The sequence below is a fragment of the Allobosea sp. P1_A7 genome, from assembly GCF_056406775.1.
Genome location: NZ_JBFTZN010000021.1, coordinates 12,906 through 25,329, shown reverse-complemented (window position 1 = coordinate 25,329; position 12,424 = coordinate 12,906). Strand labels below are relative to the sequence as shown.

The 12,424-nt window shown below is 66.0% G+C and carries 14 protein-coding genes; 13 read left to right on the top strand and 1 reads right to left on the bottom strand.

The annotated features are described in order from the left end of the window. The first annotated feature begins 4 nt into the window (after nucleotides 1-4). The 12 genes from AC1D34_RS05800 (at nucleotide 5) to AC1D34_RS05745 (ending at nucleotide 10,385) form a co-directional block, all read left to right on the top strand. Complete coding sequence (locus AC1D34_RS05800; protein WP_476823728.1) at nucleotides 5-1,555, top strand: hydantoinase B/oxoprolinase family protein; 1,551 nt, start codon at nucleotides 5-7, stop codon at nucleotides 1,553-1,555. A 107-nt stretch (nucleotides 1,556-1,662) separates the two neighbouring features. Continuing rightward, entirely contained in the window at nucleotides 1,663-2,802 is a 1,140-nt protein-coding gene (locus AC1D34_RS05795; RefSeq protein ID WP_441504670.1) for an ABC transporter substrate-binding protein, read from the top strand. After that, nucleotides 2,799-3,545, top strand: a complete 747-nt coding sequence (locus AC1D34_RS05790; RefSeq protein ID WP_441488576.1) for an ABC transporter ATP-binding protein — start codon at nucleotides 2,799-2,801, stop codon at nucleotides 3,543-3,545. The genes AC1D34_RS05795 and AC1D34_RS05790 overlap by 4 nt, the downstream gene beginning before the upstream one ends. Continuing rightward, nucleotides 3,514-4,479: a branched-chain amino acid ABC transporter permease gene (locus AC1D34_RS05785; protein WP_441488577.1), complete on the top strand. Its 966-nt coding sequence runs from the start codon at nucleotides 3,514-3,516 to the stop codon at nucleotides 4,477-4,479. The genes AC1D34_RS05790 and AC1D34_RS05785 overlap by 32 nt, the downstream gene beginning before the upstream one ends. Then, a complete protein-coding gene (locus AC1D34_RS05780) occupies nucleotides 4,476-5,324 on the top strand; it encodes an ABC transporter ATP-binding protein (RefSeq protein ID WP_441488578.1) in 849 nt (282 codons plus the stop codon). The genes AC1D34_RS05785 and AC1D34_RS05780 overlap by 4 nt, the downstream gene beginning before the upstream one ends. Next, nucleotides 5,317-6,018: a branched-chain amino acid ABC transporter permease gene (locus AC1D34_RS05775; RefSeq protein ID WP_476823727.1), complete on the top strand. Its 702-nt coding sequence runs from the start codon at nucleotides 5,317-5,319 to the stop codon at nucleotides 6,016-6,018. The genes AC1D34_RS05780 and AC1D34_RS05775 overlap by 8 nt, the downstream gene beginning before the upstream one ends. A gap of 57 nt (nucleotides 6,019-6,075) precedes the next feature. Beyond that, nucleotides 6,076-6,408 carry a cupin domain-containing protein gene (locus tag AC1D34_RS05770; protein WP_441488580.1) on the top strand — a complete coding sequence of 111 codons (333 nt, stop codon included), beginning with the start codon at nucleotides 6,076-6,078 and terminating at the stop codon, nucleotides 6,406-6,408. Nucleotides 6,409-6,664: 256 nt separating this feature from the next. Then, the gene (locus tag AC1D34_RS05765; RefSeq protein ID WP_441488581.1) at nucleotides 6,665-7,207 is read left to right on the top strand and encodes a GNAT family N-acetyltransferase; all 543 of its coding nucleotides are present in this window, start codon (nucleotides 6,665-6,667) and stop codon (nucleotides 7,205-7,207) included. 171 nt (nucleotides 7,208-7,378) lie between these two features. After that, a complete protein-coding gene (locus AC1D34_RS05760) occupies nucleotides 7,379-8,470 on the top strand; it encodes an alpha/beta hydrolase (RefSeq protein ID WP_476823726.1) in 1,092 nt (363 codons plus the stop codon). Between the two features lie 78 nt (nucleotides 8,471-8,548). Next, complete coding sequence (locus AC1D34_RS05755) at nucleotides 8,549-8,977, top strand: carboxymuconolactone decarboxylase family protein (RefSeq protein WP_441488583.1); 429 nt, start codon at nucleotides 8,549-8,551, stop codon at nucleotides 8,975-8,977. Nucleotides 8,978-9,152: 175 nt separating this feature from the next. After that, the gene (locus AC1D34_RS05750) at nucleotides 9,153-9,635 is read left to right on the top strand and encodes a cytochrome P460 family protein (RefSeq protein WP_441504673.1); all 483 of its coding nucleotides are present in this window, start codon (nucleotides 9,153-9,155) and stop codon (nucleotides 9,633-9,635) included. An 18-nt stretch (nucleotides 9,636-9,653) separates the two neighbouring features. Then, nucleotides 9,654-10,385, top strand: a complete 732-nt coding sequence (locus AC1D34_RS05745; protein ID WP_441488585.1) for a DUF4405 domain-containing protein — start codon at nucleotides 9,654-9,656, stop codon at nucleotides 10,383-10,385. Nucleotides 10,386-10,419: 34 nt separating this feature from the next. Here the strand turns inward: AC1D34_RS05745 and AC1D34_RS05740 are convergent, their stop codons facing one another. Continuing rightward, entirely contained in the window at nucleotides 10,420-11,313 is an 894-nt protein-coding gene (locus AC1D34_RS05740) for a LysR family transcriptional regulator (protein WP_441488586.1), read from the bottom strand. 107 nt (nucleotides 11,314-11,420) lie between these two features. Between AC1D34_RS05740 and AC1D34_RS05735 the strand changes: the two genes are divergently transcribed. After that, the gene (locus AC1D34_RS05735) at nucleotides 11,421-12,416 is read left to right on the top strand and encodes an aldo/keto reductase (protein ID WP_476823725.1); all 996 of its coding nucleotides are present in this window, start codon (nucleotides 11,421-11,423) and stop codon (nucleotides 12,414-12,416) included. Nucleotides 12,417-12,424: the final 8 nt, after the last annotated feature.

The window sequence follows — 12,424 nt, the reverse complement described above, 5'->3', positions numbered from 1 at the left end:
TCCGATGGACGGAGTCGAACTCGAAATCCTCTGGTCGAACCTGATCGGTATCGTCAACGAACGCGCCAAGGCGCTGCAGCGCATCGCCTTCAGCCCGATCGTGCGCGAAGCCGGCGACCTCGCCTGCGCGCTCTTCGACCAGCGCGGACGCATGGTGGCGCAGGCCAATACCGGCACACCCGGCCATATCAACTCGCTCGCCATCGCGGGAGCCCATCTCGTGCGCCTGTTCGAAGGGCGGTGCGAACCCGGCGACGTGCTGATCACCAACGACCCCTGGCTCTCGGCCGGGCACTTCTTCGACATCACGATCCTGACGCCCATCTTCAACGGCACCAAACTGCTCGCCTATATCGGCTCGACCATCCACCACACCGATATCGGCGGCTACGGCATCGGCGCCGGTGCCCGCGACGTGCATGAGGAAGGCCTCTGGATCCCGCCGCTCAAGCTCTACGAGCGCGGCAAGCCGAGCGAGATGCTGCACGACATCATCCGCCGCAATGTGCGCACGCCCGACGCCGTCTTCGGCGACCTGTCGGCGCAGGTCTCTTCCGGCGAGGCCGCCGCCGAGCACCTGATCACGCTGTGCGAGCGCTACGGCATCGAGGACATCGAGGCCCTGTCCGACGAGATCATCGATCGCTCCGAGGAGGCGACGCGCAACGCCATCCGCAAGCTGAAGCCCGGCACCTATCATGGCGAGGCCGTCTTCGACGTTCCCGGCGGCGAGAWCATCACCTTGAAGAGCGCCGTCACCGTCGATGCCGAGAGCGGTTCGATCATCGTCGACTTCGACGGTTCCTCACCGCAGACGACGACCGGCATCAACGTGGTGCTGAACTACACCCACGCCTATTCGACCTTCGCGATCCGCTCCTGCCTCAATCCGGACCTGCCGAACAACACCGGCTCGCTCGCGCCGATCGAAGTCCGCGCTCCCGTGGGCTCGATCATCAACTGCGCCTATCCTGCGCCGGTGAATGCGCGCCATGTGGTCGGCATGTACGTCCCGATGCCGATCCTGAAGGCGCTGCATCAGGTCATGCCGGAACGGGTCCTGGCGGAAGGATCAGGCGCGGTCTGGACCATTCAGATCCAGGGCCGGCGTCCGAGCGGCGAACCCTTCACCTCGTCGATGTTCAACTATTCCGGCGGCATGGGCGCGCGCGCCGGCAAGCCGGGGCCGAGCGCCACCTGCTATCCGACAGGGGTCGCGGCTGTGCCGATCGAGATCCTGGAAGCAGCGATGCCGATCGTCTTCGACCGCAAGGAACTGCGGCCGGGGTCCGGCGGCAAGGGCCGGATGCAGGGCGGGGACGGCCAGATCATCCAGTTTCACATGCGTACCGACCATGCTTGGCTGCTCAACGCGGTGCCGAGCCGGCTCGAACGCGGGCCTGACGGGATCGATGGCGGCCTGCCGGGGGCGCCCGGGCGCTTCCTCGTCAACGGCACATCCGTCAGCGAGGCGAAGAAGCTGACGATGAAGGCCGGCGACGTCGTGCTGCTGGAGACGCCCGGCGGCGGCGGCTACGGCAAGCCGGCGGCCTGAGAACTGCCATCGGGCGCAAGACCAGATCGTTGCACAAGACCAAGAAAAAGGCGGAGCCCCGCACCGGGGCGACCAGTCGAAGCCAAGGGAAACCGGGAGGACAGTTGATGAAGCAGACCCTATTTGCGGCCGGCATCGCCGCAAGCGTCGCGATGGTCGGCGCGGCGCCCGCCCGCGCGCAGGAGCCCTACAAGATCGGCGTCTCGGCAGGTCTGACCGGCTATGCCGCGACGGTCGATCGCGCCTGGCGCGACGGCGTTGAACTGGCGGCCGCGGCGGTGAACGCCAAGGGCGGCGTCATGGGCCGCAAGATCCAGGTTGTCGTCGAGGACAACCGATCCGAGCCGCAGGAGGCGGTGACCGTCTATCGGAAGATGCTGAGCTCGGACAAGGTCGACGTCTTCGTCAGCGGCTGCGTCTCGGCCGGCAATTTCGCGGCCGCCGGCCTGCTCTTGCGCGCCAAGGTGCCGATGATGCTGTGCTCGATCCTGCCGCAGCAGGCCGAGCACCTGCCCTGGGCCTTCACCACCCTGCCGCCGGCCGGCTTCGAGGTCGACAAGCGCCTGGAATACCTCAAGGAAAAGACGCAGATCCGAAAGATCGCGGTGCTGCATGACCCGACCCCCTACGCCAATCTCCAGAAGGGCGTGGCCGAGCGCAACGCGGCCAAGTACGGCCTCGAGGTCGTCTCTGTCGATCAGTACAAGCAGGACGACCCTGATCTCAGCGTCCAGATCAGCAAGGCGCGTTCGGCGGGCGCCGAAGCGATCCTGAAGATCGGGCTCGGCGGCACGACGCTGACCGCGGCCAAGAACATCAAGCAGCTCGGCGCCGACATGCTGCTGCTGACGAGCCTCGAGGACCTGGCCGTGTTCGGTCCGGTCTCCGAGGTGCTGGGCGACAAGTTCTTCTTCGTCGCCTCGCCGTCGCAGGTCTATGAGGCGCTGCCCGAGGGCACCCTCAAGACCGGCATCAAGGCCTTCCTCGAGCCCTGGCGCGAAAAATACAGGGATCGCGACCCGAACTGGGCCTCGCGCGGCTGGGACGGCGTCATGCTGACGGTCGCCGCGATCGAGAAGGCGAAGTCCTTCGAGGGCGAGAAGGTTCGCGCCGCCTATGAGGAGTTGACCGGCTTCCAGGGCACGACCGGCATCTACAATTTCCGGCCGGACCTGCATCAGGGCATCACCGAGAACCCCTTTGTGCTGGCCACCATCGAAGCCGGCAAGGTCAAGGTGGTGCAATGAGCCTCGCGGTCGCGACCAAGATAGAAGCGAGCGCTGCTCCGCCGATCCTGGCCGCGACCGGCCTCTCGGCGCGCTATGGCCATGTCGAGGCGCTGCACGGGGTCGATCTGCACATCGGCGAGGGCGAACTCGTCGCCGTGCTCGGCCCCAACGGGGCCGGCAAGTCGACGCTGCTGCGCGCGATCATGGGGCTCTCCGCCAATAGCGGCGAGGTCCGTTTCCGGGGCCAGGCGCTGTCGCGGCACGATGCAGTCGCGGTCGCTTCGCGCGGCATCGTGCTGGTGCCGGAGGGGCGCGGTCTCTTCGCCCCGATGTCCGTTGCCGACAATCTCGAACTCGGCGCCTATCGCTTGCGGGACAAGGCCGAATTCAACCGCCGGCGCGAGCGCGTGCTGACCCTGTTCCCGCGCCTGAAGGAACGGCTCGGACAGGCCGCAGGCTCCATGTCCGGCGGCGAGCAGCAGATGCTCGCCCTTGGCCGTGCGCTGATGGCCGGGCCGAAGCTGCTGCTGCTCGACGAGCCCTCGCTCGGCCTCGCGCCGCGCGTCACCGAGGAAATCCTGGAGACGCTCGGCCTCCTGAACCGCGAAGGCCTGGCGATCGTGCTGGTCGAGCAGAAGGCGCCGCTCGCGCTCGAACTTGCCAACCGCGTCTACCTGCTTTCGCTCGGGCGCATCGTCGCCGAACTCGATCCGCGTGACATCACCTCCCATGACGAACTCGCTCAGCATTACTTCGCCTGAACGGCGCCCGCTCAGGCTGGTGGGCCTGCTGCCCTGGCTCTTCGCCGGGCTCGTCGTCGGCTATGCCATGATCGTGGGCGGCTATGCCGCAACGGTCGTCGCCTTTGCGCTGATCTACGCGGTCTTCGTGACCGGGCTGAACCTGTTCATGGGCTTCGCCGCGCAGGTTTCCTTCGGGCAGAACGCCTTCGCCGCGATCGGCGGCTATATCTCCGCCGTGCTGACCGCCACCCATGGCTGGAGCCCCCTGCCCGCCATGGTGCTCGGCATCGTCGCGGCCGTGATTGCCGCCGCGATCGTCGGCTATCCCGCGCTCAGGCTGAAGGGCCATTACCTCGCGATGGGTACGCTGGCCATCGGCCTGATCACCTACGAGATCACCGTCGAATGGCAGTCGGTGACGCAGGGCTATATGGGCATCTCCGGCATCCCGCCCTTCGGGATCGGTCCCTATGAGATCACCTCCGACCGCGGCCAGCTCATCCTGCTCTCGCTGGTTGTCGCGGCTTGCGCCTTTGCGGCAGCGCGCATCCGCCGCTCGCGTTTCGGCCGAGCGCTCTCGGCTGTCGCCGGCAGCGAGGAGGCGGCGACGGCGCTCGGCATCGACGTCGCGCGCTACAAACTCGCGGCCTTCCTGCTCTCGGCCGGTTTTGCCGCGCTCGCGGGCTCGCTCTTCGTGCATGTCGTCGGCTTCGTCAGCCCCGAGGTCTTCGGGCTGCACATGGTCATCGTCACCTTCACCATGCTCTATGTCGGCGGCATCGGCACGGTCGCCGGACCTTTGGTCGGGGCGCTGATCGTCAGCCTGCTGCCGGAGACTTTTCGCGCCTTCAAGGACTATCAGGACCTCGCCTATGGCGCGGCGCTGATCCTGCTGCTGATCTATGCGCCGCGCGGCCTCGCCGGCCTCTTTGCCCCGCGGGGGCGCTCGTGAGCCGGCTTCGCCTGGACGGCGTGACGCGCCGCTTCGGCGGCCTCGTCGCAGTCGACGATGTCTCGTTCGAGGTCCCTGCCGAGGGCGTCACCGCCGTGATCGGCCCCAATGGCGCCGGCAAGACGACGCTGTTCAACCTGATCTCCGGCTTCCTGCCGCCGAGCGCAGGCCGGATCGTCTTCGAGGGCAAGGACATCACCGGCCGGCCGCCCGCGGAGATCGCCACTGCGGGACTGGTGCGGACCTTCCAGCTCGTCAAGCTGTTCGAGGATCTGAGCGTGCTCGATAACGTCAAGGTCGGGTGTCACCTGCAGGGCAAGGCCGGCCTGTTCTCGGCATTGCTGCGGCCGGCCTCTGCCCGCCGCGAGGAGGCAGCCGTCGAAGCCCGGGCGCGCGACCTCCTCGCCTTCGCCGGTCTCGCAGGGATGGCCGACGAACCGGCATCGGGCCTGCCCTATGGCCGCCAGCGCATGCTTGAACTGGCGCGCGCCATGGCGGCGGGGCCACGGCTCATCCTGCTCGACGAGCCGGCGGCCGGCCTGAATACCGAGGAATCAGCCGTGCTCTCGCGCACCATCCGGCGCATCGCCGACGAAGGCACCAGCGTGCTCCTGATCGAACACGACATGACGCTGGTGATGAATACCGCCGACCGCGTCGTCGTGGTGGATTTCGGCCGCAAGATCGCAGAGGGCACGCCGGCCGAGGTCCGCGCCGACCCGGCCGTGATCGCGGCCTATCTCGGCACCGGCAAGTCTTTCTCGAACAAGTCCTCCTCGGACAAGTCTTCCCTGAACAAGTCTTCCACCGACACGCCCGGCACGCAGGAGGCGGCCCATGGCTGACTTGTCCTATATCCCGCAAGTGCTCGTCAGCGGGCTCGGCATCGGCTGCGTCTACGGCCTGATCGGCATCGGCTTCTGCGTGATCTACAACGCCAGCGGCATCGTGAATTTCGCGCAAGGCGCCTTCGTGATGCTCGGCGGCATGATTACCCAGGTGCTGTTCGCCCGTAACGGCGTGCCGCTGCCGGTCGCCGCCCTGATCGCGATCGCAGCCGTCGCCGTGCTCGGCGTGGCGATCGAGCGCGTCGTCGTCAGGCCGCTCTGGAACCGCAAGGCGACGATGTTCGTGATGATCCTGGCGACGCTGGCCGCCCAGATCGTGATCGAGCGGCTGACGCTGATCGCAGTCGGCGACCAGCCCAAGGCGCTGCAAGGCATCCCGGTCGCGCGCATGCTGGCACTGGCCTTCGCGCTGAGCGCGGCGCTCGGCGCCATTGCCGGCATCCTGATCACACCGACGCAGTACACCGCCTTCAATGTCGGCGTGCCCTTCGCGATCAGCGGCTTCATCGCCGCGATCGTCGGCGGCTTCGGGCGGCCTTTCGGCGCCTTTCTCGGCGGGTTGCTGCTCGGCCTGCTGCAGGCACTCGCCATCGTCGGCTTCGGCGCGGGCCTGAAGAACGTCGCGGCGCTGTCGGTGCTGCTGCTCTTCCTGTTCATCCGGCCGTCCGGCATCCTCGGCGCGGCCAAGTAGACAAGCRACGCACCCGACCGCCCGGACGGTCGCTCTTGTTCAATCGGGAGATCCACCATGGACATTCACAAGATCGACTGGAGCCAGATTCCGTGGACGCCAGTGCGTCCAGGCGTGGACCGCAAGGCCTTCTCCGGTAGTGCCGCGACAGTGGCGTTGCACCGGCTGATGCCTGGCCATGAGCCCAGGCCGCACAGCCATCCCCATGAGCAGATCGCCTATATCGTGAGTGGGACGCTGCGCTTCTTCATCGGCGGCGAAGAGCATCTCGTCGGCCCCGGCGGGCTCGTCGTGATCCCGTCCAATGTCGAGCATTGGGGCGAGGTCGTCGGCGACGAGCCCGTGCTCAATCTTGACGTCTTCACACCGCGCCGCCCGGAATACGCCTGAAACCAAGGGGTTCCAGGCCCAAGGGGGGCGCATTCGAGGGAAAAGTCACAGCCCACGAGGGAGCCGAGGGGCTGGTCGATCGCGCGTCCGGCCGCATCCCGTCGGGTCGCGCCAGTGCCGGACGTCGGCCTCTTGGCCGAATACGGACCTAGGCAGGACGGTGCGGCGGGGCCCGATGTCGCCCATTGCGGGCAATCACGACGGGCTTATCGTCATGGCCTTGGTGGCACTCATGATGATCAGCTGGCGGTAGACTATGGCTCGCATCCCTCCGCAACATTTGACAACGGATCGCCTGGTTCTGCGCCCAACGAGCCTCGCGGATGCTGATCGCGCCTTTGAAATACAGTCGGACTGGGAGGTGACGCGCATGCTGCGAATGGCGTCGTTTCCGCCCGATCGAGCAGACATCGCGCAATGGTTCGCCGACCATCCGCGCGAATGGGCAGCGGGAGAAGCCTATCGTTTTGCGGTCGAGCTCCAGGGCAGAGCCATCGGGGTCATCGACGTCGATGAGATCTCTCAAGGCGAGGGGGAACTCGGCTATTGGTTCGAGCAGGCCAGCTGGGGCTGCGGCTATGCATCGGAAGCGGCACGAGCGGTCCTGAACTTCGCGTTTCGAACAGTCGGCCTGTCGCAGCTTCTCTCCGGACATGCCGTCGACAACGCAGCTTCGGGGCAGGTGCTTCTCAAACTCGGCTTTCGCCCACTGGACACCGTTCAGCGAAGCTCCCGCTCGAGAGGCGAGACAATCCTGCAGCGCCGCTACGTCCTGCCCGCCTCCGTAACGCTGGAGTGAGCGAGGGGCGGCCGCCCCGGGACAGCCGCGTTTCCGTGCGGTGGTCGGCGATCGCGGCACCGCCGGCATTCATTAGCACCGCTTATCTGTCCTAGTGAATCATTGAGCCTAATCGAATATCGGCCAGATCGTTAGGTTCCCCGCGAAGCTGACGCAGCAACCGAGGGGCGCATGCCGACGATCAAGACGCTATTCCTGCTTCCATCCATCCTGATCGCGACCGGTCTGCTCAGTCTGACGCCTGCGCTTTCACAATCTGCCGGGAAGCCAGAGCCTTTGGTCATTCAGGACCAGGGCAGTTTCGCGGTCGGCGGCGTGATCGCCAGCGCCCCGGGCACATTCGATGCGATGAAACCCCTGCAGCCGGCCGGGCAGACCTTCCATGGCGATCATCTCTACGCCTTCTACCAGCTGCCGGTCGCCCCGCGGAAACTCCCCATCGTGATGTGGCACGGGGCCGGGCAATTCTCGAAGACCTGGGAGACGACACCAGACGGGCGCGAAGGCTTCCAGAACATTTTCCTGCGCCGCCGTTTCGCGACCTATCTCATCGACCAGCCGCGGCGCGGCAATGCCGGCCGCAGCACGGTCGAGGCGACTATCAAGCCGACTCCCGACGAGCAGTTCTGGTTCGGCCAGTTCCGCGTCGGCATCTGGCCGACCTATTTCGACGGCGTCCAGTTCGACCGCAAGCCGGAGACGCTGAACCAGTATTTCCGTGCCATGACCCCGAACACCGGCCCGTTCGATGCAAACCTGATTTCCGATGGCGTGTCGGCGCTGTTCGCCAGGATCGGTCCCGGCATCCTGATGACGCATTCGCAGAGCGGCGGGCCAGGCTGGCTGACCGCGATCAAGAGCAAAAACGTCAAGGCGATCGTCGCCTTCGAGCCCGGCAGCGGCTTCGTCTTCCCGCAGGGCGAGCTGCCGAAGCCTGTGCCGACCGCGTTCGACACGCTTGAAGGCACGCCGGTGCCGATGTCGGACTTCATGGCACTGACCAAGCTGCCGATCATCATCTTCTACGGCGACAATATCCCGTCGAAGGCGTCCGATGTTCCGACCCAGGACGCCTGGCGTGGCCGGCTGGAGATGGCTCGGATCTGGCGCGACACCGTCAACAAGCGTGGCGGCCAAGTCACTTTGGTCCACCTGCCGGAGATCGGCATACGGGGCAACACGCATTTCCCGTTCTCGGACCTGAACAACATCGAGATTGCGGACCAGGTCTCGCGCTTCCTGGCGGACAAGCAGCWGGACTGATCACTCCCAGCACTCTCGCCGGCACGACGACGGCGCATGCCTGTCGCGGCCACTCATTCGGACAAGGAAAGCCCCACCATGAGCCCCCTCGCGCGTGCCCTGCTCGCCGCCACATGCCTGTTCGCTGCTGGCCACGCAACGACCTCCTACGCCCAACCCCAGGCGCCAGCCCCGGCCCAGCCGGCGACGCCAAAGCCGCCTTCCCGGGCGCAGCAGCTGATGGGCGATATCGCGCCAAAGCTGGCCGAGCTCACCGACACTGTCCTGTTCGGCGACATCTGGGAGCGGCCAGGCCTCTCCAGGCGCGACCGCAGCCTGGTCACCGTCAGCGCTCTCATTGCCATGAACCGCCCTGATCAGTTGCGGTCCCATCTCGCCCTGGCGCGGCAGAACGGCGTGAAGGAGGAAGAGCTCGTCGAGGCGATCACGCAGCTCGCCTTCTACACGGGCTGGCCGAACGCCGTTTCGGCGGTCGCGGTTGCGCGCGACGTGTTCAAGCCGAAATGAGGCCCGGGATGGTCGTTCCAGAGCTTGCACCACCTGGTCCCGATGGAGCGAACGGTCGGCGCAGCCCCTCTGCAACGCAGGGCGTGGCCATTCCGCGACCTCCCCGGCCCTCGACGGCACGGCCGCGGCCAGAAGCAATCATGTCTCCAATGAGCAATCCAAGGACAACCCATTCATGAAGGTGCCTACGCTTCAGATCGCCCTGGCAAGCCTGTCCATGGCCGCCGTCCTCACGGTGGGCTGGCGGGTCCATGCGGAGGCCACGAGGGTGACGTTTCCCGAACTCGACACGCTGGTCCACTACACCACCGTCCGGCGCGGCAACGTCACCGAACATATCATGACGACGCCCGCGGCGATCGAGGCCGTGAAGAACCGCCAGCCAGTGCCGGCCGGAACCCATTTCGTGCTGGTCGACCATCGCGACGGCAAGCTGTTCCGCTACTTCGTGATGGAGAAGGGCCAGAACTGGGGCGCGGATTACGACGACGACCGCCGCACCGGCGACTGGCAGTTCCAGTGGTTCTGGCCGGATCGGACGATCAACACGAGCGAGAACACCGCCCGCTGCCAGTCCTGCCACCAGAGCCAGTCGGGCAGCGAATTCCTCTTCACCGGCTATCGCATCCCCCGTTTCGACGGCAAGCCGGTCGAATAGGTCCAGGGGAGCACGAAGGTGAGTTCTCTCTTCATATCCCGGCTATGGCTCGACGCTCTGGCGGCCGGCCTGCTGCTGCTCGGGTTTGCCTATTGGTGGCTTGGCAACCCCATCCATGAGATCGCGGGAACGGCGCTGTTCCTGCTCCTGATCGCCCATAACGTCTTCAACCGGCGCTGGTATGGCGCCGTCGCACGGACCCGGCACGGGCCGCGCAGCCTGTTCAACATCAGCGTCACCGTCGCGCTCCTGATCGCCATGCTGGCGCTGGTCGCGACCAGCGTGCTGATCTCGCATGCCCTTGCCGCCTATCTGCCGGCCTGGGGCGGCTTCACCATTCGGCAGATCCACACCCTTGCCGCCTACTGGGTCCTGGTGATCGTCGCGATCCATCTCGGGCTGCGCTGGCCGATGCTGATGGGCGTGGCCCGCAACCTGTTCGGCATCAGAACGCCCAGCAGGCTGCGAACGCTCCTGCTGCGGGCAGCAGCAGTGACGATCGCCGTCCACGGCGCCTGGAGTTGCATCGTCCTCGGGCTCGGAACCAGGCTTTCCATGCAGACGACACTGGATTGGTGGAATTTCGAGGAAGCGGTGGCGGGCTTCTTCATCCATTGCGCGGCTGCCGCCGGGCTGTTCATGGTCGCAACCTATTACGGCCTGAAGCTCGTCCAGCCCGGCTGGCCCATCGGCAGCAATCGCCAACGGGAATTGCCAGGCGCGGAGCCCGGTCAGGCCAGCCAGGCATGACGTAGCGCGACCGCCATCGGCTTCACCGGCGAGATCATTCCCGGTAGCGCAGGACGTCGATCAGGACGGCCAGGGCCGGCGAGACATGCCGGCGGCTCGGATAGTACAGGTGATAGCCAGGGAATGGCGGGCACCAATCCTCCAGCACGCGCACAAGGCGCCCGTCCCGGATATGCGGGATGGCCTGATCCTCTGGCAGATAGGCGAGCCCCAACCCGTCCAAGGCGGAGTTCAGCCGCATGGCGAGGCTGTTGAACACAAGCTGCCCCTCGCCGCGGACCTTGATCTCGCGGCCGTCCTTTTCCAGCCCCCAGGCAAAGAGGCCGCCATAGGTCGGCAGGCGCGACGCGATGCAGTTATGAGCGGTCAGGTCCTGAGGAGTCTCGGGAATGCCGTAGCGGGCGAAATAGTCCGGCGAGCCAATCACGGCCATGCGCATCTCCGGGCCGATGCGAACCGCGATCATGTCCTTCGCCAGTTGCTCGCCAAGGCGCACGCCGGCGTCGTAGCCAGCCGCGACGATATCGACGAGGCCATAATCGACGATGATCTCGACCGTGATGTCGGGATGATCCGGCAGGAATTTGCGCAGGGCCGGCTGCAACATGGCGACCGCCGCGTGCTCTCCGGCCGTGATGCGTACCGTTCCCGCGGGTTTACCTCGCAACTCGCCGAGCGCCGCGATCTCCGCCTCGATCTCCTCGAAGCGCGGACCGACCGTCTCCAGAAGTCTCTTGCCCGCTTCCGTGGGCGCGACGCTGCGCGTCGTACGGGTCAGCAGGCGCAGCTTCAGTCGTTCCTCGAGTGCCTTGATCGTCTGGCTCAGGGCCGATTGCGAGACGCCCAGCTTGGCCCCGGCCTTGGTGAAGCTGCGCTCCCGCGCCACCATGGCGAAGGCAGCGAGATCGTTGAAGTTCGGCTGCGCCATTGATTAGGGGACCTTATGAGCTCTTGCGGATTATAACTCCTAATCACCGCGGGCCACGCTCGCTACATACGCGCCATCAACATCGTGAGCAGAGTGTGAGGTGGACCATGCAGAAACGGACACTCGGCAAGAGCGGCCTGAACGTGTCGGCGCTCGGTCTCGGCTGCATGGGCCTGAGTTATGGTTATGGCCAAGCCGTCGAGGGGAAAGCCGGCGTCGAGCTGATCCGCCGGGCCTTCGACCGAGGGGTGACCTTGTTCGACACCGCCGAGTCCTATGGGCCGTTCGTCAATGAGGAGCTCCTGGGTCAGGCGCTCGCGCCGATCCGCGAGCACGTCGTCATTGCGACCAAGTTCGGGTTCGACATCGACCAGAATTCCGGAGAACGGCGCCCAGGGCTGAACAGCCGGCCCGAGCATATCAGGCGCGTCGCCGAGGCGTCCCTGAAGCGACTTCGCACCGATGTCATCGATATATTCTACCAGCACCGTGTCGATCCCGAGGTTCCCATCGAGGAGGTGGCCGGCGCAGTCCGGGCCCTGGTCGCGGAAGGCAAGGTCCGCCATTTCGGGCTGTCCGAAGCCGGCGCGGCGACGATCCGCAGGGCGCATGCGGTTCATCCCGTCGCTGCCGTCCAGAGCGAATACTCGCTGTTCTATCGCGACGCGGAAGCGGAGATCTTGCCTGTGCTCGAAGAGCTCGGCATCGGTTTCGTGCCGTTCAGCCCGCTCGGCGCCGGTTTCCTGACCGGCAAGATCGACGGCAACACGACCTTCGAACCGACGGATTTCCGCAATGCAGTGCCACGCTTCTCGGTGGAAGCCCGCAAGGCCAATGCAGCCTTGGTCACGCTCATTGAGGACGTCGCCGAGGACAAGGGCGCGACGCCCGCGCAAATCGCGCTGGCCTGGCTCCTGGCGCAGAAACCGTGGATCGTTCCCATCCCCGGCACGACGAAACCTCATCGCCTCGAGGAGAACATCGCAGCGACCGCGGTGCAGTTGACCGCGGCCGATCTCCACGAGATCGATCAGGCCCTGTCGACGATGACCTTGACCGGGGAGCGTTTGCCCGCAGCCGCATTGAAGTTGACAGGACTCTAGCCCCGTCA

What these genes read in the sequence shown, in the direction of transcription:
- AC1D34_RS05755 (WP_441488583.1), top strand. Translation starts at nt 8,549, where the DNA reads ATGAGCCCCCTCGCGCGTGCCCTGCTCGCCGCCACATGCCTGTTCGCT.
- AC1D34_RS05795 (WP_441504670.1), top strand. Translation starts at nt 1,663, where the DNA reads ATGAAGCAGACCCTATTTGCGGCCGGCATCGCCGCAAGCGTCGCGATG.
- AC1D34_RS05775 (WP_476823727.1), top strand. Translation starts at nt 5,317, where the DNA reads ATGGCTGACTTGTCCTATATCCCGCAAGTGCTCGTCAGCGGGCTCGGC.
- AC1D34_RS05790 (WP_441488576.1), top strand. Translation starts at nt 2,799, where the DNA reads ATGAGCCTCGCGGTCGCGACCAAGATAGAAGCGAGCGCTGCTCCGCCG.
- AC1D34_RS05735 (WP_476823725.1), top strand. Translation starts at nt 11,421, where the DNA reads ATGCAGAAACGGACACTCGGCAAGAGCGGCCTGAACGTGTCGGCGCTC.
- AC1D34_RS05765 (WP_441488581.1), top strand. Translation starts at nt 6,665, where the DNA reads ATGGCTCGCATCCCTCCGCAACATTTGACAACGGATCGCCTGGTTCTG.
- AC1D34_RS05750 (WP_441504673.1), top strand. Translation starts at nt 9,153, where the DNA reads ATGAAGGTGCCTACGCTTCAGATCGCCCTGGCAAGCCTGTCCATGGCC.
- AC1D34_RS05770 (WP_441488580.1), top strand. Translation starts at nt 6,076, where the DNA reads ATGGACATTCACAAGATCGACTGGAGCCAGATTCCGTGGACGCCAGTG.
- AC1D34_RS05740 (WP_441488586.1), bottom strand. Translation starts at nt 11,313, where the DNA reads ATGGCGCAGCCGAACTTCAACGATCTCGCTGCCTTCGCCATGGTGGCG.
- AC1D34_RS05785 (WP_441488577.1), top strand. Translation starts at nt 3,514, where the DNA reads ATGACGAACTCGCTCAGCATTACTTCGCCTGAACGGCGCCCGCTCAGG.